24 protein-coding genes are annotated in these 24,526 nt (G+C 51.0%); 12 read left to right on the top strand and 12 right to left on the bottom strand.

Going from position 1 to position 24,526, the window contains the following annotated elements; translation table 11 throughout:
• The first annotated feature begins 175 nt into the window (after positions 1-175).
• A complete protein-coding gene (locus tag B0I18_RS21795) occupies positions 176-1,549 on the top strand; it encodes an NAD-dependent succinate-semialdehyde dehydrogenase (protein WP_106524879.1) in 1,374 nt (457 codons plus the stop codon).
• 35 nt (positions 1,550-1,584) lie between these two features.
• Positions 1,585-2,190 carry an SGNH/GDSL hydrolase family protein gene (locus tag B0I18_RS21790; protein WP_106524878.1) on the top strand — a complete coding sequence of 202 codons (606 nt, stop codon included), beginning with the start codon at positions 1,585-1,587 and terminating at the stop codon, positions 2,188-2,190.
• A 51-nt stretch (positions 2,191-2,241) separates the two neighbouring features.
• Here the strand turns inward: B0I18_RS21790 and B0I18_RS21785 are convergent, their stop codons facing one another.
• From B0I18_RS21785 to B0I18_RS21745, 9 genes are all read right to left on the bottom strand, one after another.
• The gene (locus B0I18_RS21785) at positions 2,242-2,655 is read right to left on the bottom strand and encodes a thiol-disulfide oxidoreductase DCC family protein (protein WP_245882133.1); all 414 of its coding nucleotides are present in this window, start codon (positions 2,653-2,655) and stop codon (positions 2,242-2,244) included.
• A gap of 156 nt (positions 2,656-2,811) precedes the next feature.
• Entirely contained in the window at positions 2,812-3,081 is a 270-nt protein-coding gene (locus B0I18_RS21780; RefSeq protein WP_106524877.1) for a class I lanthipeptide, read from the bottom strand.
• 251 nt (positions 3,082-3,332) lie between these two features.
• Positions 3,333-4,223: an FKBP-type peptidyl-prolyl cis-trans isomerase gene (locus tag B0I18_RS21775; protein ID WP_106524876.1), complete on the bottom strand. Its 891-nt coding sequence runs from the start codon at positions 4,221-4,223 to the stop codon at positions 3,333-3,335.
• A 68-nt stretch (positions 4,224-4,291) separates the two neighbouring features.
• Positions 4,292-5,290, bottom strand: a complete 999-nt coding sequence (locus tag B0I18_RS21770) for a DHH family phosphoesterase (RefSeq protein ID WP_106524875.1) — start codon at positions 5,288-5,290, stop codon at positions 4,292-4,294.
• A gap of 137 nt (positions 5,291-5,427) precedes the next feature.
• Positions 5,428-5,925, bottom strand: a complete 498-nt coding sequence (locus B0I18_RS21765; RefSeq protein WP_245882132.1) for a YkgJ family cysteine cluster protein — start codon at positions 5,923-5,925, stop codon at positions 5,428-5,430.
• Positions 5,926-5,982: 57 nt separating this feature from the next.
• On the bottom strand, positions 5,983-6,627 hold the full coding sequence (locus B0I18_RS21760) for a DUF6563 family protein (RefSeq protein WP_106524874.1): 645 nt from the start codon (positions 6,625-6,627) through the stop codon (positions 5,983-5,985).
• Positions 6,628-6,641: 14 nt separating this feature from the next.
• A complete protein-coding gene (locus B0I18_RS21755) occupies positions 6,642-7,139 on the bottom strand; it encodes an asparaginase domain-containing protein (protein ID WP_106524873.1) in 498 nt (165 codons plus the stop codon).
• Positions 7,140-7,212: 73 nt separating this feature from the next.
• Positions 7,213-8,136 carry a phosphoribosylaminoimidazolesuccinocarboxamide synthase gene (locus tag B0I18_RS21750; RefSeq protein WP_106524872.1) on the bottom strand — a complete coding sequence of 308 codons (924 nt, stop codon included), beginning with the start codon at positions 8,134-8,136 and terminating at the stop codon, positions 7,213-7,215.
• A gap of 56 nt (positions 8,137-8,192) precedes the next feature.
• The gene (locus tag B0I18_RS21745; protein WP_106524871.1) at positions 8,193-8,750 is read right to left on the bottom strand and encodes a hypothetical protein; all 558 of its coding nucleotides are present in this window, start codon (positions 8,748-8,750) and stop codon (positions 8,193-8,195) included.
• Positions 8,751-8,927: 177 nt separating this feature from the next.
• On the opposite strand from B0I18_RS21745, the gene thrS reads away from it, so the two are divergent.
• From thrS to B0I18_RS21700, 9 genes are all read left to right on the top strand, one after another.
• Positions 8,928-10,883 (top strand): threonine--tRNA ligase, encoded by a 1,956-nt coding sequence (thrS, locus tag B0I18_RS21740; RefSeq protein WP_106524870.1) that lies wholly within the window; start codon positions 8,928-8,930, stop codon positions 10,881-10,883.
• A 78-nt stretch (positions 10,884-10,961) separates the two neighbouring features.
• The gene (locus B0I18_RS21735; protein ID WP_181358575.1) at positions 10,962-12,098 is read left to right on the top strand and encodes a glycosyltransferase; all 1,137 of its coding nucleotides are present in this window, start codon (positions 10,962-10,964) and stop codon (positions 12,096-12,098) included.
• Complete coding sequence (rsmG, locus tag B0I18_RS21730) at positions 12,089-12,712, top strand: 16S rRNA (guanine(527)-N(7))-methyltransferase RsmG (RefSeq protein ID WP_106524868.1); 624 nt, start codon at positions 12,089-12,091, stop codon at positions 12,710-12,712. Before B0I18_RS21735 ends, rsmG begins: the two co-directional genes overlap by 10 nt.
• Before the next feature lie 74 nt (positions 12,713-12,786).
• Positions 12,787-13,533, top strand: coding sequence for an ABC transporter ATP-binding protein (locus tag B0I18_RS21725; RefSeq protein ID WP_106524867.1), 747 nt, complete (start codon positions 12,787-12,789; stop codon positions 13,531-13,533).
• Between the two features lie 82 nt (positions 13,534-13,615).
• Positions 13,616-14,524: a YihY/virulence factor BrkB family protein gene (locus B0I18_RS21720; protein ID WP_146146837.1), complete on the top strand. Its 909-nt coding sequence runs from the start codon at positions 13,616-13,618 to the stop codon at positions 14,522-14,524.
• Positions 14,525-14,610: 86 nt separating this feature from the next.
• The gene (locus B0I18_RS21715; protein ID WP_106524865.1) at positions 14,611-15,228 is read left to right on the top strand and encodes a redoxin family protein; all 618 of its coding nucleotides are present in this window, start codon (positions 14,611-14,613) and stop codon (positions 15,226-15,228) included.
• A 90-nt stretch (positions 15,229-15,318) separates the two neighbouring features.
• Complete coding sequence (locus B0I18_RS21710; RefSeq protein ID WP_146146836.1) at positions 15,319-15,870, top strand: RNA polymerase sigma-70 factor; 552 nt, start codon at positions 15,319-15,321, stop codon at positions 15,868-15,870.
• A 2-nt stretch (positions 15,871-15,872) separates the two neighbouring features.
• Positions 15,873-16,844 carry a FecR family protein gene (locus tag B0I18_RS21705; protein WP_106524863.1) on the top strand — a complete coding sequence of 324 codons (972 nt, stop codon included), beginning with the start codon at positions 15,873-15,875 and terminating at the stop codon, positions 16,842-16,844.
• A gap of 37 nt (positions 16,845-16,881) precedes the next feature.
• On the top strand, positions 16,882-18,111 hold the full coding sequence (locus tag B0I18_RS21700; RefSeq protein WP_146146835.1) for an STN domain-containing protein: 1,230 nt from the start codon (positions 16,882-16,884) through the stop codon (positions 18,109-18,111).
• Between the two features lie 89 nt (positions 18,112-18,200).
• On the opposite strand, the gene darB is transcribed toward B0I18_RS21700, so the two are convergent.
• The 3 genes from darB to B0I18_RS21685 all read right to left on the bottom strand — a co-directional run bounded on the left by darB (position 18,201) and on the right by B0I18_RS21685 (position 23,374).
• Positions 18,201-19,331, bottom strand: a complete 1,131-nt coding sequence (gene darB, locus B0I18_RS21695; protein WP_106524861.1) for a dialkylresorcinol biosynthesis protein DarB — start codon at positions 19,329-19,331, stop codon at positions 18,201-18,203.
• Positions 19,332-19,438: 107 nt separating this feature from the next.
• Positions 19,439-22,837 carry a DUF4175 family protein gene (locus tag B0I18_RS21690; protein ID WP_106524860.1) on the bottom strand — a complete coding sequence of 1,133 codons (3,399 nt, stop codon included), beginning with the start codon at positions 22,835-22,837 and terminating at the stop codon, positions 19,439-19,441.
• 54 nt (positions 22,838-22,891) lie between these two features.
• Positions 22,892-23,374: a hypothetical protein gene (locus B0I18_RS21685; RefSeq protein ID WP_106524859.1), complete on the bottom strand. Its 483-nt coding sequence runs from the start codon at positions 23,372-23,374 to the stop codon at positions 22,892-22,894.
• A 20-nt stretch (positions 23,375-23,394) separates the two neighbouring features.
• Between B0I18_RS21685 and B0I18_RS21680 the strand changes: the two genes are divergently transcribed.
• On the top strand, positions 23,395-24,399 hold the full coding sequence (locus B0I18_RS21680; protein WP_245882131.1) for an acyl-CoA synthetase family protein: 1,005 nt from the start codon (positions 23,395-23,397) through the stop codon (positions 24,397-24,399).
• Positions 24,400-24,526: the final 127 nt, after the last annotated feature.

Genomic DNA, 24,526 nt, shown 5'->3' with positions numbered 1-24,526 from the left:
AAAAAACAAATGTATCGATCCCGCAGCGGGCAGGCTTTCAAAATCGGGAAAATCCTGCAGCCGCCTTTAAAATATGACCTGCAGCTGACATTAACTTTAACCTATGGTTAAATAGAAACAAATACAACCTTTTATTCCCCCGCACGTTTATACCTTTATCAAAAAAGAGGTAATTATGAGCGATACATTGATTTCCGTCAATCCCTTTACAGGTAAGGAAATTGCCAGTTTTAAAACAGACACACCCACTATTGTAAAATATAAGCTGGAACAGGCGCATAAGGCATTTGAGAAATGGAGCAAGGTTTCGATACGGCAACGGGCAGCTTACCTGAAAGCCCTGGCAGACTACCTGCAGAAGAATAAGAAGAACATGGCCGAGACCGCTACCCTTGAAATGGGTAAGCCTTATATCCAGAGCATTACCGAAATAGAAAAGAGCGCCACTACCCTCGCCTTTTATGCGGAGAACGGGCCCCGGTTCCTGGAACCGGAAGCCGTAGCGACCGAAGCAGAAAAAAGTTTCGTAACCTTTCAGCCCCTGGGTACCGTGCTGGCTATTATGCCCTGGAACTTCCCGTACTGGCAGGTGTTCCGCGCTATGGGGCCCATATTGATGGCGGGCAATACCATGCTGCTGAAACATGCATCCAATGTTACCGGTTGCGCCCTGATTATTGAAAAAGTACTGGAGGAAGCAGGCCTGCCCGAACATATCTTCCAGACCCTGGTACTGCCCTCTTCGGCTATAGAACCGGTAATCGCACACCGTTATGTACAAGCTGTAACCTTTACCGGCAGCAGCAGCGCAGGCAGCAAGGTAGCAGCCACAGCCGGCAGCCACCTGAAGAAGCAGGTGCTCGAACTGGGGGGCAGCGACGCCTATGTGGTGCTGGCCGACGCCGATCTGAAACGCGCTGTGGAAGTATGTGTTACCTCCCGCCTCAACAATACAGGACAGAGCTGCATATCGGCCAAGCGATTCGTGGTAGACCAGAAAGTGATCTCTACCTTTACCAGCCAGATGGTAGAACAGATGCAGCAACGCAGTTTTGGCGACCCGATGCATATGACCACACAACTGGGCCCGCTGGCCCGGCACGACCTGCGCGATACCCTGCACAAACAAGTGCTGGAAAGCGTGGAGAAAGGCGCCAAACTCTTATGCGGCGGCTTTATACCCGAAGGCGATGGCGCCTTCTACCCGCCAACCGTATTGAGCGGTGTTAAAAAAGGCATGCCGGCCTACGACGAAGAACTCTTCGGACCGGTTGCCGCCATTATCGAAGCAAAAGATGAAGCAGATGCGATCCGTATCGCCAATGATTCCATTTACGGGTTGGGTGGCGCTATCTTTTCAAGAGATACCAAACGTGCCGAAAAAATTGCGGAAGAACAATTGCAGGCAGGCAGTATATTTGTCAACGATTTTGTGAGAAGCGATGCCCGCCTTCCATTCGGCGGTATCAAACAAAGCGGTTATGGCAGGGAACTGAGCAGCTACGGCCTCAGGGAATTTGTCAATATCAAAACCGTATTTGTGCGTTGATCTTATACAGTACCCTTTAAAGCAAACACGACAACATGCTGACCTATCTTGCCCTTGGCGATTCCTATACGATCGGAGAACAGGTGCCCGCAGAAGACAACTTCCCGCACCAGGCCGCGAAGCTATTGCGGGAACAATACCATACCCCGGTAAGCGACCCGAAAATAATAGCAGTTACCGGCTGGACCACCGACGAACTGGAGGCCGGCATCAAGGCGGAACAACTACAGGACACTTATGATTTCGTGACCCTGCTGATCGGGGTTAATAACCAGTACCGCAACCGCGATACGGCCAATTACCGCGAAGAGTTTACCGCACTGCTGGACAAAGCCATCCGCTTTGCCAACGGGCATCCCGCCAAAGTATTTGTACTATCGATCCCCGACTGGGGCGTAACGCCCTTTGCAGAAGGCAAAGACCGCAGGGAGATCGCTACGCAGATAGACCGGTACAATGACGTGAACCGGGAAATTGCCGCGGCGCATCATTGTCCGTATATCGATATTACACCGGTATCCCGGCAACAGGGTACGGATCTGTCCTTCCTTGTAGAAGACAAATTGCATTATTCCGGTAAGGCCTATAAAGTTTGGGCGGAGCTGCTGGCGCCGCTGGTGGCGAATGCCTTCAAAGATTAGCCTGTTTTATAACATTGCAGATGGCCGGCCGTTCAGGCTGGCCATTTTTTATTATTCCAGGAATCGGGCTTTGAGCGCGGCGGTAGGCAACATACAATGATCCTGCCGGCCAAACCAGCGGTAACGGTTGCGGGCAATAAACCGGTAGATGGGATTGCGGATAAAACGGGGCACCACTACAGCGGCATAGGCCAGCGGCCAGGCCCCGTCCAGCCGGCGGGCAATCTGTAGCACCGCATCGGAAAAGCGCCATACGCGGTCTTTAGCGACCAGGATAATACTGTCGGGCGTGCCGGGCAGCGCTACCGGTAATTGTGCCAGCAAAGCCTTGCCTGTATCGGATTGCAGGGGCGCAAAAAGAAAGGCGCCCTTAGGGTCGTGGCGTATGATAAACTGTACCGACCGGTTGCAAAGGTTGCAAACCCCGTCGAACAGTACGATCAGTTTATCTTCAGGAACAATCACACCAGGTAATTAAAAAAACACAAAAGACTGCCTGTTCGGGGGAACCGGCAGTCTCGTTATCGGTTATGATACAATAATACGAATAAAAAATAATCCGCAAGCCAGGGCTACTACCCGTTCTTTACGCGCAGGCAGCTAACCGGTACCGTTCCGGGCTTATTGTGCAGGCGAATCGCCCCCGGGTTGAGCAACCATGCCGGCAGGTTGGAATACATCGTTGCCACAGTTGATCCAGGTTCTCCAACCGCATTTGTAAAAATAGGAGTAGCAGTTCATTTCAGACATCGGCCAGCCGGTATCTGTGTTTTCGAGGCAAGGCGTAAGGCCCGATCCCCCGCCTTGAACCTGGCGCTGGTCCGTTGCCGATAAGGTGGCAACCGTTGATTTAGCCAGGTGCAGTTTGGATTGTAACTTGATCTTTTTCATAAACAGGATAAATTAGAATGTCGGCAAAATTATAAACAACGATAGAAGCTATCGTGCGAATTTGTAAAAGAAATCAAAATGTAAATATACCAAATATATAAACCTAAACAGGAAACCCGGGTAAATACCCCCAAAATTTAATGGAAATATAAAAAAAGCCTACCGGGATCATAAAATCCGGGTAAGCTTTTAACAAAATACAGTACTCAAAGTTTAATGCCGAAGCATTTATTTTTTTCCTTCTGAATAGTTTATTGGAAATCTACCAGTTCGATATCGAACACCAGGATCGCGTTTGGTGGAATTTTAGGGCCGGCACCACGCTCGCCATAACCCATAGTAGAAGGCAGGAAGAAAGTGGCTTTGGTACCTTTTTTCATTACGGCTACGCCTTCGTCCCAGCCGCGGATTACCTGGTGTTTGCCCAGGGGGAATTTAAAGGGCTCTACGTGGTTGAAAGCCGGATCTACATTGGAATCGAACTTTTCGCCGGACAGGCTCTGGCCGGTATAGTTTACGGTTACGCTCTGGCCTTCTTTAGGACTTTCGCCGGCGCCTTCGGAGTGTACTACATAATACAGGCCGGAAGCTGTTTTCCTGGCATTGGTAATGCCTTTGGCTTTCAGGTGTTCCTGGATCAGTTTATCATCTGTTGCAGCCTGTGTTTTTTCTTTTTCAGCATTTTCTTTTTCCAGCTGCTCTTTGGTTTTTACACTTACCATTTTCACTTCCCAGGTAGCATAGTCGCCTTTCTTGGCCCACTCCGGCTTAGGCTGGTTGGCCCTGGCCGCCAGGGTATCCATAGGGATACGGAAAATGGCGCTGTCGCCGGCCTTCATCAGCATCAGGCCTTCCATCAGGTCGCCTTTCATGGTTGGCTTCTGGATCAGTTGGGAAACGGGTTTACCCTGGTTCATTTCGAGGGTATTGATCAGGGTACTGTCGCCGATCTTGAATTTCACATTCATTTCGCCGAAGGTGCCTTCTGTAGCGAGCACGGTACCGGTACCTTTTGTAATAAATTTGTATTCCAGCCCGTTGGCATTTTTGGTAAATGCGACCGGCTTTTTCTTAGCCTGTGCATTACAACCTACAGACAGGAAGATAGCGCACCCCGCAAGCAGTAGTGAAGTGTGTTTCATTGTGTTTCTATGATTTTTATTAAAATTCCGGGGTTAAAGATTCAAAAATTATTCCAAATATCATGGATTTATTTTACCGGGATGCCCAATAATTTCTTTAAACGCTGCAAAGTATCGGCAAGGCTCTCGGTAGATCGTCCGCCGGCGGCATTAAAATGCCCCCCGCCGTTGAAATTGGCTGCTGCGAATGTACTCACATCGATGTCGCCTTTACTGCGGAAGGACATCCGTACCTCTTCTTTCTTTTCGGTAAGCAATACCGCGGTATTGATGCCTTCGATACTCAAGGGGTAGTTGACCATGCCTTCGGTATCGCCGGTGGCAATGCGGAATTGCTGCATATCGGCCAGCGACAGGGCAATAATGCCGGCATGCTGTTCGGGGAATATCTCCATTTTTTCGTAAAGCACATAACCCAGGAAGCGCATACGCTCGGCACTCCAGCTGTCGTAAATATGCTGGTGGATAATGGCATGCTCCAGTCCGCGGTGTTTCAGATCGGCCAGCATTTCGTGCACCGATGCCGTAGTAGCCGGGAAACGGAAGGAGCCGGTATCGGTCATGACACCGGTATACAGGCAGGCTGCAATATCGTTATTGATCAATTCAGCGCCCCCGTCGATCCGTATAAAGTCGTAGATCATTTCGCAGGTCGAGCTTTTATCCGGGTCGCTCATGCCATAGGCAAACACTGCCGCATCGGGATGCAGGTGGTGGTCGATAAGGATACGCGGCTGCAATGCTGCGCCCAATTGCTCGGTAAACGATTTGACGCGGTCGAGCCGGTTAAAGTCGAGGCAGAAGATGAGATCGGCCTGGTCCAGTTCCTTCTGGCATTGCCGGGGTTCCGATTCGAAGTTCAGTACAGTATTGATACCGGGCATCCAGGCCAGGAAGTCGGGCACCTCGGAGGGCGATACGACTACGGGTTGATGACCTTTTTGCACCAGGTAATGGTATAAACCCAGCGTAGAACCCATGGCATCGCCATCGGGCTTATGATGCGTGGTAATGAATATCTTTTTCGGTTCCTGTAAGAGCGGCAATACCGCTTCAATATTTTTCATATATAAATTAAGCCTGCCGGAACAGGTAGGGGTAACGTACCGGCCTGGTAAAGACACAAATGTAAAACAAAAATGACGGGGAAATTGGGTTCGTAAAGACAAAAAGACGCAAAGGGCGGTCCACAGGGCCTTTACGGTTATTGTCCTTCCAAAAGTTTTTCCATAACATAGAATACCGCCGGGCATACGGTCGCATTTTTTTGCGTGAGCCGGGGTTGTTTCAGCAGTACGTCCTCGTCGGTGTAGGGGAAGCGGGCGCAGTCCCTGGGACGGTCTTCGTATATGCTGCAGTAGTTATCGTCGCCCAGGAAGGGGCAGGGATGGCCCGTTACGACATAGTCGCCGTCTTCATCCATTTTGAGATAGGTATCGATAAACACCGGCTCCTTCATACGCAGGCGCCGGGCAATGCGTTTGATGTCCGGCATTTTAAAGCGCGGAGAATAATTTTTACAGCAATTGGCACATTGCAGGCAATCTATTTTTTCGAATGCCTCTTCGTGCAGGCCGGGCAGTCTGGCCAGTGTTTTTGTGCGGTTGGCCCGCTTCAGGAAATCGCCATAGGCTTTCTGATGCTCTTTGGCGGTTTTCTCATAAGTATTCATGATACCGGCGCCGTCCATATCTTTCATCATACCGTTTCGCTTCAGATAATAGTCAAAAATACAGGAAATTGCTTTTCCTATAGGCAGTTAAAGGGCGTTGAGCTTGCGTATATAAAGCAGCATCATTTCTTCCGCACCTTTTTCCTTCTCGTTGATAAAAGCTTCCTTAAGCTCGGCATGCGACTCCAGCAGTTTGAGCATGCCACCATAGGTCAGTACCATGGCACGGCCGCTGTGGATATCCAGTGTCCAGAGAAAAGGGAACTGTACTGTATTGTAATCGTACCGGCGCATATCGGGATAGGACATAACCGGCATAAAACCGAACAGGGCGCCATAACCGGCTACATCGTCCACATAATGCTGTGGCAGGTAGGCCTTAAACGCCAGGTAGCGGCCGGAGGCCAGCACATCGGTAAACCCGAACCCGATGCCCAGTTTGCGGCAGTTCAGGAATAAGGTCTTACCATCGGAGACCGCGAAGTATTTCTTCCCGATCTTACGGACGCTGGCGGAATCGCCTTTAATAAAGATGTTGTAATTGTTGCCGCCAAACTTATCGATCTGCTCCTGCGAGCGGTGAATGATGGCCAGGTCGGGCGTGGCAAACGGAACATTGCCCTTCAACTCCTTGATATTGCTATAGACGCCTTCGGTGTATACAGCGCGCTGGCCATATAAGGCAACCTGGTATAAGCAGCAAAGCAGGAAGAGCCGGATCCGTGTTTTCATGTCCGTATAAGGGGTTATACCGTGCTGTTGATTTCCTCGAAATAGCCGGTCTTTTTGTTTTTACGGACATTATCCCAATTATAGTAGCGGCCGTTCATAGCTACATATACGCCGTGCGGCAGGGTTTGCAGGAAGGCCAGGGCAGCGCCCAGGTTAAAGAAGCCGTCGGAGCTGCCAAACTTATACGGTATCATAGCGCCGGTAATCACGATGGTTTTATCCAATTGCTCCTTGGCCAGGTAAGCCGCCGTAAGCGCCATCGTATCGGTGCCGTGGGTAATAAGGATGCGGTCTTCGGCCGCCGACCGGCAGGAATGCAGGATCAGCTCGCGGTCATTGTCGGTCATCTCCAGGCTATCTACCATCATCAGGGTTCTGATCTCCGTATCTACTGTGCAGCGGCCCAGCTTGAGCATTTCGGGCACATGTGTTTCCTCAAAATCCAGTTTACCGTTGAGCATATCATACTCTTTGTCGAAGGTGCCGCCGGTAATTAAAATGCGAATAGCCATGGTATTGTATTGTATAAGCAGGAGCGCCGGGGCGCTAAGCTCCGGCTGCTCCTGCGGGTATTGTTGATCCGGTTTAGTTCAGTGTGCTTACGATAGCAGCGATCTTTTCCTGGAGCTCAGCTTCAGAGATTGCCTGTTTTTCGAATTTCTTACCGGTAATGTGGTCATACAGTTCGGCATAACGGTCGGTTACGCTGTTGATGAACTCGTCGGTCATTTCAGGAACCTGCTGTCCTTCTTTGCCCTGGAAACCGTTCTCCATCAGCCATTCGCGTACAAACTCTTTGGAGAGCTGCTTTTGCTGCTCGCCGCGGGCCTGGCGCTCTTCGAAACCTTCCATGTAGAAGTAACGGGAAGAATCCGGGGTATGGATCTCGTCGATCAGGTAAATGGTATCGCCGATTTTACCGAATTCATATTTGGTGTCCACCAGGATCAGGCCACGTTCGTTGGCCATCTGGCGGCCTCTTTCAAACAGGGCTTTGGTATAGGCTTCCAGCTGCACGTAATCGCTTTCGGAAACCAGTCCCTGGGCGATAATTTCCTCGCGGGAAATGTCTTCGTCGTGTCCTTCATGCGCCTTGGTAGTAGGGGTGATGATGGGGTTCACGAAGTAGTCGTTTTCACGCATACCGTCGGGCAGTTGTACTCCGCACAGTTCGCGGGCGCCGGTTTTGTACGTACGCCATGCATGGCCGGTAAGATTACCGCGGATCACCATTTCAACCGGGAAAGTCTCGCATTTCAGACCGATGGTTGCATTGGGCAGCGAAGTGCCGTCGATCACCCAGTTAGGCACGATGTCTTTGGTCGCTTCCAGGAAGTAGGCGGCGATCTGGTTCAACACTTGTCCTTTGTATGGAATAGGACGGGGCAATACGACGTCGAAAGCAGAGATACGGTCGCTTACTACCATAGCCAGGTGTTTTTCACCCAGGGTATACACGTCGCGTACTTTTCCTTTGTAAAAGGCTGTTTGATTCGGTAATTGTAACATATTTAAACGGGTATTTTTTTCTTATGAGTTGCAAAAGTAGTAATAATAAGGGTTATTTATGGCAGAAGCTGCTGCAGCAACAGCAGTACTACACCAATAAGCAGGCCCGAAGCCGCTCCCGCCCATTTAAACAGGCGCCATTCGCGGGCAAGCCCGGTATGCAGCACCTCATCTACACGTTCCGGTGCGATGCCCGCCAGTCCTTTTGTTACGGCAGCCCCTATATCCAGTCGCTCTTTTATAGACCCCATATACTGCTGCAGCAGGTTGGGTAAGAGCAGCTCTATTTCTTCCATCAGGCCCTTTTTCATCATCTCGATGGTCTTTTCGCCCACGAACATGGCAATGGCCGGCATTTTTTCCTTCAGCTTTTCTTTAAGGAAAACATCGATATGCTGCTCGATGAAGGGATGCAGGCTTTTCAACTTTTCGGGATCGGCCAGTTTAGCGGCCAGTTCATCGGTATTGATCAGGGTAGCGGCATAGGCGCCGGCCTGCCCCGCCAATGCAGGCATACGCTGCGGGATGGCTTGACGGGTAATATAACGGACAATAACACTGTTGATCCCGTAACCCAGGATAGCGGCGGCAAGCGGGAAAAGAATTAGAAACATCCTGCAAAAATAATGATGGATTTGGTTTTTCCATAAAATCGCTTCGTATCTTTCAGCGGTTGGCAACAAGCGGGCAGCAAGCCGATTCAACAAGGGAATACAGGCACTTAAAAATCAGTCCATCCTGCACAAAATATTATTAACTTTGCCATTCTATTAAAAAACAAGACAACTTAGATGATACGTATCACTTTACCCGATGGAGCCGTGCGCGAATATGAAGCCGGCGTATCGGCACTGGATATTGCCAAATCCATCAGCGATGGGCTTGCACGCAAGGTGCTGGCTGCCGAAGTGGACGGAGAAGTGGTTGACGCTTTCCGCCCGATTGAAAAAGATGCATCATTAAAGCTGCTGACCTGGGACGACAAAGGAGGAAAATCAACATTCTGGCATTCCTCGGCCCACTTAATGGCAGAAGCGATCGAAGATATATTTCCCGGCACCAAATTCGGTATCGGTCCTGCAATCGAAACGGGTTTCTACTATGATATAGACCTGGGCGACCGCAGCATTACCGAAGAAGACCTGCAAAAGATCGAGAAAAAAGTAAAAGAACTGGCCAACCAGAAAGAAAGATATACGCGTACCCAGGTAAGCAAAGCCGACGCCATTCAATACTTTACCGACAAAGGTGACCAGTACAAACTGGAGCTGATCGAGGGCCTGGAAGACGGTAAAATTACCTTCTACCAGCAGGGCAGCTTTACCGACCTCTGCCGCGGACCGCATATCCCGCATACCGGCTTTATCAAAGCCGTAAAGCTGACCAATATTGCCGGTGCGTACTGGAGGGGTAATGAAAAAAACAAAATGCTGACCCGCATTTACGGAGTTACTTTCCCGGCCCAGAAAGAGCTGGACGACTACCTGGTACTGATGGAAGAAGCCAAAAAACGCGACCACCGCAAGCTGGGCCGCGAGCTCGACCTCTTTACCTTCTCCGAAAAAGTAGGTAGCGGCCTGCCGCTTTGGCTGCCCAAAGGCGCTATGCTGCGCGAACGCCTGCAACAGTTCCTGCAAAAGATACAGCTCGACGGCGGCTACCTGCCGGTAGTTACCCCGCATATCGGTTCCAAGCAACTGTATATTACCTCGGGCCACTGGGAAAAGTATGGCGCAGATTCGTTCCGCCCCATTACCACCCCCCAGGAAGGCGAAGAGTTTATGCTGAAACCCATGAACTGCCCGCACCACTGCGAGATCTATAAATCCTCGCCGCACTCCTATAAAGAGCTGCCACTGCGTTATGCAGAGTTCGGTACCGTATACCGTTACGAGCAAAGCGGCGAGCTGCACGGCCTTACCCGTGTACGCGGCTTTACCCAGGACGATGCGCACCTGTTCTGCCGTCCCGACCAGGTAAAAGATGAGTTTAAAAAAGTGATCGACCTGGTGATGCATGTATTCAGCTCGCTGGACTTCCACAATTATACCGCCCAGGTATCGCTGCGGGATAAGGAGAACAGGGCTAAATATATCGGTACCGACGAAAACTGGGATATCGCTGAAAACGCGATCCGCGAAGCGGCTGCCGAAAAAGGCCTCGTTACCGTTGAAGAATATGGCGAAGCGGCCTTCTACGGCCCCAAGCTCGACTTTATGGTGAAGGATGCGCTGGGTCGCAGCTGGCAGCTGGGTACCATCCAGGTGGACTATAACCTGCCCGAACGTTTCGAACTCGAATACGTAGACAGCGACAACTCGCGTAAACGCCCGGTAATGATCCACCGCGCGCCATTCGGTTCGCTGGAACGCTTTATCGCCGTACTGCTCGAGCACTGCGCCGGCAAACTGCCCCTGTGGCTGGCCCCGGTACAGGTAAAGATCCTGCCTATCTCCGACAAATTCAGCGCTTATGCGCATGAGATCGCCGGTATGATGAAAGGCAAGGACCTGCGTGCCGAAGTAGACGACCGTAACGAGAAAATAGGCAAGAAGATACGCGATACCGAACTGGAGAAAGTACCGTACATGCTGGTGATCGGTGAAAAAGAGATGAACGAACAAACCGTAGCGGTACGCCGCCAGGGTAAAGGCGATCTCGGTTCCCAATCCCTGCCCGAGTTTATGGATACCATTATTAAAGAAGTGCTGGAAAAAACAGTACAACGGGAACAGGAGCCGGCTTAAGTCGTCCCTGAACCTTCAAGATAACAAAGACCTGGCTGGCGTCATTACCTGCCAGGTCTTTTTTTAACCTTAACCCGTTTGCTGTACCCCCTGCTCATAACGCTTTTTGTTATTGCCGTGCTGCTGCAGTGCGGTTATGCCCTGCTGTTTTACAAAGGGGCCGCGATAAAGCCCGCAGCATCCCTCCCGGTACTGCCCGGGTTAAGCGTCGTGATCTGTGCCAAAAACGAGGCTTCCCAACTGGAACGGTTCCTGCCGGCTGTGCTGGAGCAGGACTACCCTGCCCCGGGTTTTGAAGTGATCGTGGTTAACGACGGCTCGACCGATGCATCGGCAGCGCTGCTCGAGACATTCAGCGCGCGTTACCCGCAGCTGCGCGTCATTACCCTGAGCCCCGGAACACCCCGTACATGGCCCGGCAAAAAATTTGCTTTGCAACAAGGCATAGCAGCTGCAAAGCAGGACCTGGTGCTGCTTACCGACGCCGATTGCCAGCCGGCCGGTCCCTTGTGGGCCCGTACTATGGTTGCTGCGCAGGAGAACGGCAGCGGCAAACCCTTACTGGTACTGGGTTATGGCGCTTATGAATATCGGCCCGGCCTGCTCAACCGCTTTATACACTGGGAGACGGCCCATACCCTTATGCAATACGCCAGTTATGCCCGCGCCGGCAAGACCTATATGGGCGTAGGCCGCAACATGCTGTACAGCAAAAGCCTGCCCGCTATGGCTTTCGGCGATCCAGGCTTTAGCGCCACCTATGCCGCTACGCCCTCGGGCGACGACGACCTGCTGGTATCGGCCATAGCGCCGCATGCCGCTGTAGCCTGTTGCCTGGCCGGCGAGGCCCATACCGTATCCGTAGCCCAGGATACCTGGCGCAAATGGTGGCGACAAAAGACCAGGCATGCCAGCACGGGTAAATATTACCGCAAAGACATCCGGCAAATGCTGGGGCTCTATGGCCTTAGCCATAGCCTGTATTGGTTTATGGGCCTGCTGTTGCTGATCCTGGGCGGACCGGCCGCTGCAGTAGTCCTGGCACTGTTTTTGTTTCGCTTAATGATCTACTGGATGTTGGCGGGAAAATGGTACCGGGTATTGAACGAAAAAAAACTTTTAATTTTTTATCCGCTGGGCGACCTGGGCTGGGCAATCTATAATGTATTTTTGTCGCCGTTTATCTTCTGGAAAAACAAACAAACATGGAAGTAATTCTTAAATATTTTGACGATTTCAGCGCTACGCAACTGGACCAGTTTGGCCAGTTGCAGGCCCTGTACAGCGAATGGAACGAAAAGATCAATGTGATCTCGCGCAAAGACACCGACGCTTTATATACCAACCACGTATTGCATTCGCTGAGTATTGCCGCCGTATGCCCGTTTAACGACGGTATGCGGGTGTTCGATATCGGCACCGGCGGCGGTTTTCCAGGCATACCGCTGGCTATTTTCTACCCCGAAGTCGAGTTCCTGCTTGTAGACTCGATCGGCAAAAAACTGAAAGTGGTGCAGGCTGTGGCCGATGCCATAGGACTGAAGAATGTGAAGGTATTGCATGCGCGCGTCGAAAATATTCCGCAGCAGGAATTCGACTTTGCCGTATCGCGGGCCGTAGCGCCTTTAAAAGAGCTTTGGCAATGGGGCCGGCCCTTTATCAAAAAAAGAAAATCGACCACATTGGCCAACGGGCTGATCTGCCTGAAAGGCGGCGACCTGGCCCAGGAGATCAGCGAATCGGGCCTCAGGCCTTCGCTCTGGCCGGTAGACGATATTTTCCCCGAACCGCATTTCAAAGATAAATACGTGGTATGGGTGGGCAAGTAAGCATGCTTTGCGCCCGTTTAACGCCTGTTTTACACGATCCGCTGTATTTTTGACCCGATATTAAAACACGAGCTTTGTCCAACGCCATAGAGATCGATCAATTACGCAAACATTATCCCGGCGCCGAGAATACGGCCTTGCAGGGCCTGAACCTGCGTTTCAAAAAAGGAATTATTGCCGGCCTGCTTGGTCCCAACGGGGCCGGTAAGACCACGACTATTTCCATTCTTTGCGGCCTCGTGCACCAGGACCAGGGTACCGCCAGGGTTTTCGGCCTCGATTCGCGTCAGGATATTATCGAGATCAAAAAGAAGATCGGTATCGTGCCGCAACAGATTGCCCTTTACCCGCAACTGTCGGCACAGGAAAACCTGGAATACATCGGCAGGCTGTACCGCATACCGTTAAGGGTATTGCGGATGCGTATCGCCTTCCTGCTCGAACGGTTCGGACTTACGGCCAATGCCCATAAACGCATACACCAGTACAGCGGCGGCATGAAGCGCAGGGCCAACATTATAGCCGGCCTGCTGCACGAACCCGAGATGCTGGTGCTCGACGAGCCCACCGCGGGCGTGGACGTACAGTCGCGCACCATGATACTCGACTTCCTGAAATTATATAACGAAGAAGGCAAGACTATTATTTATACCTCCCACCTGCTCGAAGAAGCCGAACGCATCTGCAGCGATGTCGCCATTATCGACGAGGGGCGGCTGATTGCCCAGGACAGCCCCGGCAACCTGGTGCGGCAGGCCGAAGGCTGCAACAACCTGGAGGAGGTATTCCTGTATTATACCGGCCGCACCGTCCGGGAGTGATCATGACCTTAAAACAGTTCATCCTGCTTTGGCAAAAAAACGTAACCTTTTCAAATGGCCTGCACGCTTGTTTTTTTCAAGCATGAAGAAGACCAATATACCGGGGGCGGAAGGCGCATCGGTATACGATATCACCACTTTATTCTTTAAAGGGGTGAAGGATATACGCCTGAGCGAAAGAGCTGCGGCGATGTCGTTCAACTTCCTGATGGCCATACCGCCCTCGCTCATCTTCCTCTTCTCGCTGGTGCCCTACTTACCACTGGATACGGTAGAGACGACCATCCTTAACTCGATCAGGCTGCTGTCGCCCAACGAGCGCCTGTTTAATTCGGTGCAGGGTATCGTTACCGATTTTATGCAGACCAAACGCCGCGAGCTGTTGTCGCTGGGTTTCCTGTTTACCCTCTTTGTATCTTCCAACGGCGTAATGGGCCTGCTGCGCGGCTTCGACCGCGACTCGCCCGCCCATGTAAAACGTACCGGTATGGCGCGGCGCAAAAAGGCCATCCTGCTCACGCTCGGCCTTATGATGGTGCTGCTGGTCTCCATCGCCCTGCTGATCATACAGACCAGTGTGCTGGATAAATACCTGGCCGACCTCGCCGGTAATGCCTCGGTACTTAAAATGATCAGCGGACTTACCCTGGTGGGCATCATTTATATCACCATGTGCATCCTTTACAAATACGGCCCCTCGCTGGAAGACAAGTTCCGCTTCTTTTCCCCGGGCGCCTTCCTGGCTACTGTCCTGTTTGTAGGCGTGTCTTACCTGTTCTTTTATATTGCCAACCATTTTATCAATTACAACAAAGTATATGGCTCTATCGGCACCCTGCTTATGTTTATGGCCTGGATGTTTATTACCGGCATGGTGATCCTGATCGGTTTCGAGCTGAACCTTTCGATCATGATGCACCATAAACTGGCGGCAGCGGCCCGGGATAAAAACCGGCACCCCCCCGAACAGCCTGCAGGACAGGTAAATTAACAATCATTTTCCAACGGGCGCCCCCTGCTGCCGGTCTATAATTGCGTACCTTTCCAAACTGTACAAAACCACACAAGCATTTACTTATGAAAAAAATAACCGCCTTCCTCCTGTCTGCCCTGCTGGTTGGCCAGGCTTTTGCCCAACAGGCCAAACCGGCCTCCCTGGCCATCGGTTCTGCATTTCCCGATATTGATTATACGGCACAGGATGTGCTCCACGATAAACAGGTAAGCCACCAGGACCTGAAAACAGATAAAGGCCTGCTCGTTATCTTCAGTTGCAATACCTGCCCTTTCGTACTGCGTAATATAGACCGGACCCAATCGATCCTGGCTACTGCAAAACAAAAAGGAATCGGCGTCATGATCCTTAACTCCAACGAAGCCCAGCGCGACGATGCCGATGCCGCCGATAAAATGGTAACCTTTGGTAAGGCCCAGCATTATCCCAACTACTGCCTCGACAACGGCGCCGTACTGGCCGATGCCTTCGGTGCATCCCATACACCCGAAGTTTATTTATTCGACGGCAAGACCGGAAAGCTGGTATACAAAGGCGCTATGGACGACAATCCCTCTGAACCCTCGGCAGCTAAGGTAATGTTCCTGAAAAATGCCATGGACAATATGGTTGCCGGTAAAAAAATAAGCCCGGATGAGACCAAATCCGTTGGCTGCAGTATCAAAAGAGTAAAAAAATAAGCACGTTCCTACAGAAAAATATACCGGCAGAAAAAGAAAAACCTCGAAATCCGTTCCGGGGCTTTTCTTTTTTGAAAAATTTAAGGACTTTTGCCGCAGTTGGACCAACCTACTGACATACAATCTCTATTCCTGATGCACTACGAGGCCCTGCATCGTTATGCTTTTACCCTGGTAAAAGACAACGACGAGGCCAAAGACGTTGTACAGGCTGTTTTTCTCCAGATGCTGGAGAAAAACATACCGCTGCATACAATCGAACACCCCAAGGCCTACCTCTACCGGAGCGTCTATAATCTCAGCATTAACAACCTCAAGAAAACGGAACTGCAGGAAAGGCATCATATGCTGATCCGCAAAGAGTCGTCGTATACCGATACCTATACACCGGGCCAGGACGCGGAGGAAATACTGGGGCTGAAACAACAGGTAGACAGGGTACTGGACCAGTTGCCGCCGCAATGCAGGGAAGTGTTTGTACAAAGCAGGGCCAACCAGAAAAAATATACAGAAATAGCTTCTGAAATGGGCATCTCGGTGAAGACCGTAGAAGCTCATATGAGCAAAGCTTTAAAACTAGTGCGCCAGATAGTAAGGGTTTTTATAGGTATTATTTGTCTTTGCTTTGAGTTGAATGGGTAAACATGATCGAATTTGAATTATTTATAAAATATTTTGCCGGCAATGCCAGCCCGGAAGAAGCGATGCTCATCGATGAATGGGTGTCGGCTTCGGAGGACCGTCGTGCCTTTTTCCGATCATTGCACCAATCCTGGCTCGAAGCAGGCGACGAAGCCTATCATACACCCGATATACATCTCGAATGGGAGCGGCTGAGCGGCAGCAAGCCGGTACAAACCACGCTGCCCCTGCAGCAGCCGCAGCGCAGCAAAAATATATGGCTGAGGCGCATTGCCGCAGCAGCCGCTATTATACTGGCCGCTACGGGCAGCTATTTCCTGTTCAACAATGACGTAACCAACGGCGACACCATTACCAAAAATGCAGCAACGCAGCAAGACAGCCTGCACCTGAGCGACGGAACGATGGTAGCCTTAAAACAAGGTGCCGAAATATCCTATCCCGAAAGATTTACCGGCAACAAACGCGATGTGCAGCTTACCGGCGATGCATTTTTTAAGGTAACGCATAACCCGGAAAAGCCGTTCCTGGTACATTTCGACGATCTGAATGTAAAAGTGCTGGGCACTGCCTTCGAAATTGTACAACACCCGGGCAAGGTTACCGTACGGGTATTTGAAGGCAAGGTAGCCTTCTACAACAGGGTCGATACCCTGGTGATTACCACAGGCGGCAGCGGTCAGTTCGACCGGAAAGGCCGGAAATTTACCGTGCTTTCCGAAACGACCATGGCGCCGGCAACTGCCTTTTTCGATTTTAAAGATGTACCTATGCAGGAAGTAGTTACCCGGTTGGGCAGCCACTTTAAAGTAGATATCATACTACAGAATGCATCTCTTAAAAATTGCAGGCTGAGCGCTGTTTTCGAGCACAAAACGCTGGAAGAAATACTCACTGCCATTTCGGAAACCTTTAATCTGACCTATAAAATTGAACAGCAACATATCTATATCAACGGGGAAGGCTGCGAATAGCCTTTTAGCTTTCCTGCTTTTCCTGCTGTGTACCTGCATGGCCGGCCGGGCTATGGCCCAGAGCCCATCGCCCATGTTCTACAAGGAAGTCCTGCTGAACCATAAGCCTTATACCCTGCACAGCCTGACCCGGGAAATGCAGCGGCAAAGCGGCATTACCTTTTCCTACAACGCTGCCCGCATCAGGCCCAACCAGAAAATAAAAGTCAGGGACGGGAAAATGACCGTGGAGCGGTTACTGGCGCTGCTCAAAAAACGATCGGGAATCGCTTATAAGATCGTCAGCAGCAATCATATTGTTTATGTAGAAGGCCCTAAAGAAAAGAAGAAGGGTCTTTTTGCGCGTAAAAAAGAACCCAAAAAACCACAGCCGAGAAAGGTAGTCCCCGCCACATTACCGGCGACTGCAGCATCGGCTCCGCAACTCGCTAAAGCACCGGCGATAGATAGTTCCCTGCTCCCCCCGGGCGGACGGCTTGTAATCGTAGGCGACTCCTCGGTGGCTATGGGTTATTACTTTTCGGGCGGCAGTAACAGCGGTGGCGCTTATGCCGGCTCCGGTGCGCCTAAAGTCCCCGGCGAAGAATGGAAAGACCCTTATCTCGACCTTAATGCCACGGCTGACACCAAAGGCGAGAACGATAGTAAAACGGTTCGTTTCTTAAAAAATCACCTGCTCGTGGCCGGCGGCGTTTCGGTCGACGAGATTAACTATTTCAATCCAGGCCTGCGCGTGGGGTTCGACTTCCTCTACGGCACCCTGTCGTATGACATGGGCGGCGCTACGCAGGTGCGTTATGGCCTGGGTACTTCGTTGAAGCTCGACGACAAATGGAATTTGCACCTGAATGTAAATACCGGCAAAAGCCTGTCCGGCAACGGTAGTCTTTTTACCCGCGATACCATACCACCGGCATTTCCCGACTCTATCGACAACCCGACCTATATCAACAAGACGTATGCCATTGTAACGACCTCCAGGCTGAGCCGCATTTCGCTCATCCTGGAATACCAGCTTACCCGCGGCCTCACCGTTTCGGCGGGCGCCACGCTCAATTACCTGACGACCAAGTATTCGAGCGAAGGCCTGCCGGTATCGTTCAACACTTATGCCCATAAGACGATCGACGACCCGGACAAGGAATTCAGGGTATTCAAACCGCCCTACCTGCTGAGCAACTCCTATAGCGGAGAGAACCCGGACAACACCAAGTTATGGATCGGTTTCCAGCTCTCGCTCTACTACCGGATTCCCTTTACCCGGTAAATAACACGATATAAAACAAGACGCGCCATCTTACGATGGCGCGTCTTGTTTTTATGTTATGTACAGGGAACTCATGCTCCCGTAAAGCATTATACTACGGTAAGCAAGGCGTAGGTATAGGAGAAGCGGGCGCTTTCCGGCACCATCAGGAACACCTTCTGGCCTTTCTTCAGCTTACCCTCGTTCATCAGCTCCTCCAGCATAAAATAAGGGGAAGCCGAACCTACATTACCCAAACGGGAAAGATTGGTATACCATACTTCGAGCGGCAGTTCTATATTTCTGCGACCCAGTTCTTCGTGGATCTTCTGGCGGAAGAACTCGGAAGACAGGTGCGGCAGGAACCAGTCTACGCTTTTGGTATCGAAATTTCTTTTCTTGATTACGGTTTCCAGGAAGTCTACACCACGCGGAACGATGTTCTCGCCCAGCAGACGCGTATCCTGTTTGAGCGAAAATGCGCTCTGGTTCAGCCATTCCTCGGCCGTCATATCGGTATAACCGATCAGTTCCGAACCTTCTTTTACACCACCGCCATACATGCAGGTTTCCAGGCTTCCGGCAAAGGAGGTCATATCGATCCACTCTACCTTCAGCGAAACGCCGTCGGGGTTGGGCTTGTCCTGGAATAAAGCGGCACCGGCGCCATCGCTCAGCATCCAGCGCAGGAAATCTTTTTCAAAGGCTATAAAACCATTGGATTCGATCTCGTTCACCTTATCGATCTCGGGTTGGAATTTATCGGCGGTAAGCAGTTTGGACATACGCTCCGAGCCCGTGGCCACGGCGTTTTTGGTATCGCCCGAGGCTACGGAAAGGTAAGCGTATTTAAAGGCCTGCATACCGGTATTGCAGGCGCCCGAAAAGGAGGCGATCTCTACCGGGTCTATACCCAGTGCGCCGTGCACCATGGAGGCGTGCGAAGGCAGCACCTGGTCGGGCGATGTGGTACCGCAGGACAGTAGCTCCATCTCCTTCAGTTCTTCCTTGTCCTTATACAGAATCTCGATCGCTTTGGCGGTAAGCTGGGCATTGGTAAGGGTCTCTTTTCCTGCTCCGAATGCGTAGTGTCTTGTTTTGATTCCGTTATTCCTTAAAATGATCGGGCGTACTTTCGAAGGTTTGCCGTTTACCAATCCCAATACAGATTCCATCTCGTCGTTGCTCACTGGCTCGTAAGGCAAAAATTTTGCCATACGGGTAATATATACTTCTTGCATTATGATGATTTTTTTTTCATTTTTTCGGGGCCTCTCCCGGGTGCACGGTGGTGCTTATTTTATTCCCCGGGGAGGGCGCAAAGATAAGGCATTTGACAGGTACAAAACTAACTGCCCTGTTTGACCTGCTTCAGGTAATCTTCTGCCATTTTTTTATAATATGGTTTTAAAGCCGGCGGTACCGTCTTGTACATATCGAGCAGGGCCTGCCTGCTTTGCAGGTATTGCTGCAGCTCCGGCGGCATTGGCCGTTGCTCGTCCCTGCCACTGTTGGCGTTGCGTTTATTATCTTCTTCCTGGTCCCTGATCGACTTTTCCGCTTCCAATAACCGCGACATAATCTCTTTCTGGCGCATCAGGAGTTCCGCATTCAGTCTGCGGTTCACCATATCCGTTTCATTCTTATCCATTTGCTCCTGGATAGCGCGCAACTCTTTGGAGTTGCCGTTCTGCCCTTTACTGTTCAGCATACTCGACAGCTCCTGGATCTGCCTGCGCAGGGCAGCCTGTTGCTGTGCCAGCCGGGCCATCTCTTCCGCATCGCTTTCCCCCTCGCCCGAGCCGCCCTGGCCTTTACCACCCGGGCTCGAACCGCCGCTTTTGCCGCCTTCCTGTTTGCCTTTACCCTGCTGCATACCCTTGCCCAGTTCCTGCTGGCCCGTTATGATATCTTTCATCATTTGGCCTGCATTACCTTTCCCGGGTTTAGGATTCTTGCCTCCCGGTTTGCTGCAACTGCCGTTACCCTGCGATTGCTGGGCCTGGGATTGTTGCTGGATCAGGTTTTCAAGCAATTCATTCAGCAACAGCGCCAGGTTGTTGGCATTGGTCATGGCATATTGCTGGCGCACAGTGGCTTCGTTGACCAGCCTGTTTTCCAGTGCCGATATCGTATTCTGGATATTCTGTTCCAGTCCCGACGACTCTTTGTTTACCGTGGCTGCGATCTGGAATACTCTTTTACTCAAGGTAAAGAGGCTATCCTTGATCATCCGGGCATTGCCCCGCAGGCGGCTTTGTTCGCGGGTATTCAGTACATAGTTGGGACTGGCTGCGGGCGTGCTCCTCACCTTGTTCATCAATTGCTCCTGGTCAAAGGAGAAACGGATCAGGTTGGTCAGGATCTGCCGGGTTGCCTTGATATCGATATCGATCTGCTCGGCATCCATCCCGGAGGCCTTCTTACGCATATCGGCAGCCATTTGCCTCAGGTTCTGTTCTGCTTTTTGCTGGGCCTCGCTGGCTTTTTTAGGTTGTCCGCTCTGCAACTGGTCGCTGCTCTGCTCCATATTATCGCCGGCCTCTTTACCTTTATCCTTTACATCGTCGAGCTTTTCGGGCTGCTTTTGCCCATTATTCATTTTATCCAGTTCCTTCATATCCTGTTGCATCACCTTGTTCAGGTCCTTACGGATCTGTTGCTGGTCGCTGTTCAGGTCGTTCTTATCTTTTTTACCGCCATCGGTCTCCTTTTGCAGGCTGTTTTCCCGGTTAGCCAGGTCTTCTACCCGGTTAGCCACATCTTCCATCTTCATCTGCATCTCCAGCTTCTTCATCAGCTCCTGGATCCGCTCCATATCCATATTGAACAGCTTATTCTGTTGTTCCATCTGCTGCAGCTGCTGGAAAGCATTGTCCTTGTTCATCTGCTTCATCATCTCCTGCAGCTTTCTCAATTGCTCCGCCAGCTGCTTATTCAGCAGGTTGTCGAGCTGCTTCTGTACCGCCTCTTGTTTTTCCTTAATGTCTTCGCTGTAATTTTTCTGTTCGCTTTGTTTGCGTTGCTCTTCAAAACGTTTCTTGATCGCCTCCACCTTGTTTTTCAACTGCTCCTGTTTGTCTGCCAGCGATTTCATATTTTGCTGTTTCTCCCAGCTCATGCTTTCCGATTGCAGCAACTGGTTCTGGATTTCTTTCATATCCTGCTGCAACTGTTTGGCCTGCTCGGCGCTGGAACTGAGGCCCTGGTTGATCTGCCGGGCATTCTGGTTCATGGCCGAATCCAGTTGTTTGCTATCGGGCATACTGTAGGTATACACATTGCTACGACCACTTTTGCTGCCGCGCACGCCATCGTTATCCCAGGCCTCTACATAATAGTTGACTTGCTGACCGGGCAAAAGGTTTAATGCCGCAAAATCCATATAATACTGAAACGGCGTTACATTGCCTGCAGCGCGTTTAATCGGGATATTTTTTTCGGCGCGTACCGTTTTACCGGCATCGAGCACAGTGTAGTGAAAATAGAGTTGGGTCAGACCGTAGTCGTCGCTGGCATTACCGGTAAGCAATACTTGCTGCCCGGTTATACTGTCCTTCACTTCCTGGGCCTGCACCTGCGGCGCGGCATCGGCAATCACCTTTACCTGGTAGCGGAAGGAATCGCCGCCGGGAATCTGCCGGTTAGACAGGAAAAGAGCATAAGCCGTATCCTGCATAAAACGGGCGGCGGCCGACCAGTACCCATCCCCATTTTTACGAAGCGGGGTACGCGTTGCACTGTTGCCAAAGGCCAGGTCTACCTGGTCGGTATGTTTCGCCTCCAGGTACCAGGTCAGTACGGTACCCTCGGGCAGGGTCATATCGCTGAGGCTTTGCAGTTCCTCTTCTTTTTTACCGGTATGCGCCGGGTAGCGTACCTGTACCCGGAAAGCCATAAGCTGCGGTTTTTCGATCACGGCTATACGATAAGGCTGCGACGTATAACCCGCAGCGGTAAACCGGAAGTCCAGCGACTGATGTACCCGGCTAAACGTATAGCTGAAGCGGTTCTTACCGTTTTTCTGCATTTCCAGCTGCTCATCACCCGCCAGTATATAGACCTTATCCGGCAGCTTATCGCCCCTGATTTCGGCCTCCAGGGTATAATCGCCGTTAAGCGGCACCCGTAAATCTTTATTCAATACGACAAAAGAAAAGGGCGCAGGCGGACTGAAGTTCTTATCCGGCTGCATCAACCTGGCACCGGCATCGCGGAAAATATTGGGAGCTGCGATAAAAATAAATAAAACGATCAGGGCCGGCGGCAATACATAAGGCAGGTATTTCCGGTTTTTACGCAGGTCTACGGCTTGTGTAAAGGGCACTACGGATATCTGTGCCGCTTTCTGGCTGATACTGGCTTCAATCAGTTCCCGGCTTTCGGCCTGGTTATTTTGCTGGTGCAGTTGCAGCACATTCAGCAGTTTGTCGCTTACCTCGGGAAAATGGACGCCGATAATTCTTGCCGCCTCCTCGTGCGAAATGATTTTACCCAGCTTCCGTATTTTAAGCAGCGGTACCAGTACCCAGGCTATAAGGGCCAGCAGGCCCGCGCCGAGCAACAGGGCGATCATGATTATTTTAAGCCAGGCGGGGAAATAGAAATAGTACTCACCCAGCCCCATCAGGAGCAGGTAAATAAGCAGGCAGGCCGCGAATATAAGTCCACCCCGCAATAACTGGTTCAGGTAGTACTTACGGATAAACGCATCCAGTCTTTCTATCAGTAAATTATAGTTGTTCATTATCCCGCTGCGTTACCCGGTACCTGGCAAACAGATACGATTAAAATAATGCTGCTATTTCCTTACAAAAATAGAGTCTGTTGTGATGATATTGCTCATATTGTCGGCTTCGTCCTTTATATAAATGTTAAAAACCACGGTATCGCCGCCATAAACCCGGTGAAGCGAATCGAGCGTAAAGAACTGGTTGCCTAAATTGAGGTAGGCGTCGCCGGTAAGCCCGCCTTTCCTGGGGCGCATATTATCGGGTACATTAGGGAAAGGGAATGCAAAAGTATCGCGCCGGCGGGTGGTATCTTTCGGATCGAATACATTATAAGCAAAAATAGCCATCCTGTTTTCGTCCCAGCCTATATTGCCATCTCCATCGGTAAATCCAAACAAGATTTTGATAACGGTCGTGTCTTCGATACCGATTGTTCGGGGTGTCGTGTTCTTATAGTAAATTTGCGGCTCATCCGGGTATTGATCGGGTTGCTTTTCGCAGGCAGCGAAAAGGAGCAGCGCAAACAGGGTTAAAATTATCCGGCTTTTCATATTGCTATCAAATTTAGTGAATGTCCCTCAATATTGAACATATTATTCAGCAGGAAAACTGGCTTTCGGGTGTAAACGGGCAAAATTTCGAACAATATGCATTAGCCCTCTTCCAGCACCAGTTCCAGGGCAACGAAGTCTACCGGGATTTTGTTATCGCTATCGGTCGCAAGCCGGCTTCGGTAACCAGCCTGACAGAGATTCCCTTCCTCCCGATATCGCTTTTTAAAACCCACGAAGTGCTTACCGGCGCCAGTGCGGCCGATGTGCCCCTGGTGTTCGAAAGCAGCGGTACCACCGGCATGCAGAACAGCCGGCATTTTGTAAAAGACCCGGAACTGTATAAAGCAAGTTTCCTGCAAACGTTCCGGCAGTTTTACGGCGAGCCCGGCGATTATGTGTTCCTTTGCCTGCTTCCTTCTTATCTTGAACGTAATAACTCCTCTTTAGTGTATATGGCCGCCGAATTAATCCGGCTGAGCCGGCAACCGGAAAGCGGGTTCTACCTCAATGAATGGACACAACTGGCCGGTAACCTTAAGACGCTCAGCACTTCGGGCCGGAAGGTGATGCTGTTGGGCGTAACGTTTGCGCTGCTCGACTTTGCGGACCAATACCCGATGGATCTCAGCGCGATAACCGTAATGGAAACCGGGGGCATGAAGGGCCGGCGCGAAGAATGGACCCGCGACCAGGTGCACGATTTCCTGAAAAAGCAATGGCAGCTCCCCGCGGTACATTCCGAATATGGCATGACGGAACTCCTGTCGCAGGCTTACTCCAAAGGAGACGGCCTGTTCGAATGCCCGCCCGTAATGCGGGTACTGGTAAGAGACGAAAACGACCCCTTCGATCTTAAACTTAGGGGTAACGGTTGTATCAATGTTATCGACCTTGCCAATGTGCATTCCTGCGCTTTTATTGCTACCGACGATATTGCCCGCATCGGCACCGACGGCAGTTTTGCCGTTACCGGCCGCCTCGACAACTCAGCCCTGCGGGGCTGCAGCCTGATGGTGGTGTAGGTTATTGGTTATTGGATGTTAGATATGAGATATTAGATGTTAGATGTTAGATGTTAGATGTTAGATGTTAGATGTTAGATGTTAGATGTTAGATGTTAGATGTTAGATGTTAGATGTTAGATGTTAG

Source organism: Taibaiella chishuiensis (assembly GCF_003014535.1).
Lineage (GTDB): Bacteria > Bacteroidota > Bacteroidia > Chitinophagales > Chitinophagaceae > Taibaiella > Taibaiella chishuiensis.
This window is presented reverse-complemented; position numbering and strand designations above follow the sequence as displayed.

Excerpts from the sequence above, each read along its gene's own strand:
- B0I18_RS21755 (WP_106524873.1), bottom strand. The coding sequence starts at position 7,139 with ATGGCTATTCGCATTTTAATTACCGGCGGCACCTTCGACAAAGAGTAT.
- B0I18_RS21765 (WP_245882132.1), bottom strand. The coding sequence starts at position 5,925 with ATGATGAAAGATATGGACGGCGCCGGTATCATGAATACTTATGAGAAA.
- B0I18_RS21685 (WP_106524859.1), bottom strand. The coding sequence starts at position 23,374 with ATGAAAAGCCGGATAATTTTAACCCTGTTTGCGCTGCTCCTTTTCGCT.
- B0I18_RS21690 (WP_106524860.1), bottom strand. The coding sequence starts at position 22,837 with ATGAACAACTATAATTTACTGATAGAAAGACTGGATGCGTTTATCCGT.
- B0I18_RS21790 (WP_106524878.1), top strand. The coding sequence starts at position 1,585 with ATGCTGACCTATCTTGCCCTTGGCGATTCCTATACGATCGGAGAACAG.
- B0I18_RS21760 (WP_106524874.1), bottom strand. The coding sequence starts at position 6,627 with ATGAAAACACGGATCCGGCTCTTCCTGCTTTGCTGCTTATACCAGGTT.
- B0I18_RS21745 (WP_106524871.1), bottom strand. The coding sequence starts at position 8,750 with ATGTTTCTAATTCTTTTCCCGCTTGCCGCCGCTATCCTGGGTTACGGG.
- B0I18_RS21715 (WP_106524865.1), top strand. The coding sequence starts at position 14,611 with ATGAAAAAAATAACCGCCTTCCTCCTGTCTGCCCTGCTGGTTGGCCAG.
- darB (WP_106524861.1), bottom strand. The coding sequence starts at position 19,331 with ATGCAAGAAGTATATATTACCCGTATGGCAAAATTTTTGCCTTACGAG.
- thrS (WP_106524870.1), top strand. The coding sequence starts at position 8,928 with ATGATACGTATCACTTTACCCGATGGAGCCGTGCGCGAATATGAAGCC.
- B0I18_RS21770 (WP_106524875.1), bottom strand. The coding sequence starts at position 5,290 with ATGAAAAATATTGAAGCGGTATTGCCGCTCTTACAGGAACCGAAAAAG.
- B0I18_RS21680 (WP_245882131.1), top strand. The coding sequence starts at position 23,395 with ATGTCCCTCAATATTGAACATATTATTCAGCAGGAAAACTGGCTTTCG.
- B0I18_RS21795 (WP_106524879.1), top strand. The coding sequence starts at position 176 with ATGAGCGATACATTGATTTCCGTCAATCCCTTTACAGGTAAGGAAATT.
- B0I18_RS21705 (WP_106524863.1), top strand. The coding sequence starts at position 15,873 with ATGATCGAATTTGAATTATTTATAAAATATTTTGCCGGCAATGCCAGC.
- B0I18_RS21780 (WP_106524877.1), bottom strand. The coding sequence starts at position 3,081 with ATGAAAAAGATCAAGTTACAATCCAAACTGCACCTGGCTAAATCAACG.
- B0I18_RS21720 (WP_146146837.1), top strand. The coding sequence starts at position 13,616 with ATGAAGAAGACCAATATACCGGGGGCGGAAGGCGCATCGGTATACGAT.
- B0I18_RS21775 (WP_106524876.1), bottom strand. The coding sequence starts at position 4,223 with ATGAAACACACTTCACTACTGCTTGCGGGGTGCGCTATCTTCCTGTCT.
- B0I18_RS21750 (WP_106524872.1), bottom strand. The coding sequence starts at position 8,136 with ATGTTACAATTACCGAATCAAACAGCCTTTTACAAAGGAAAAGTACGC.
- rsmG (WP_106524868.1), top strand. The coding sequence starts at position 12,089 with ATGGAAGTAATTCTTAAATATTTTGACGATTTCAGCGCTACGCAACTG.
- B0I18_RS21700 (WP_146146835.1), top strand. The coding sequence starts at position 16,882 with ATGGCCGGCCGGGCTATGGCCCAGAGCCCATCGCCCATGTTCTACAAG.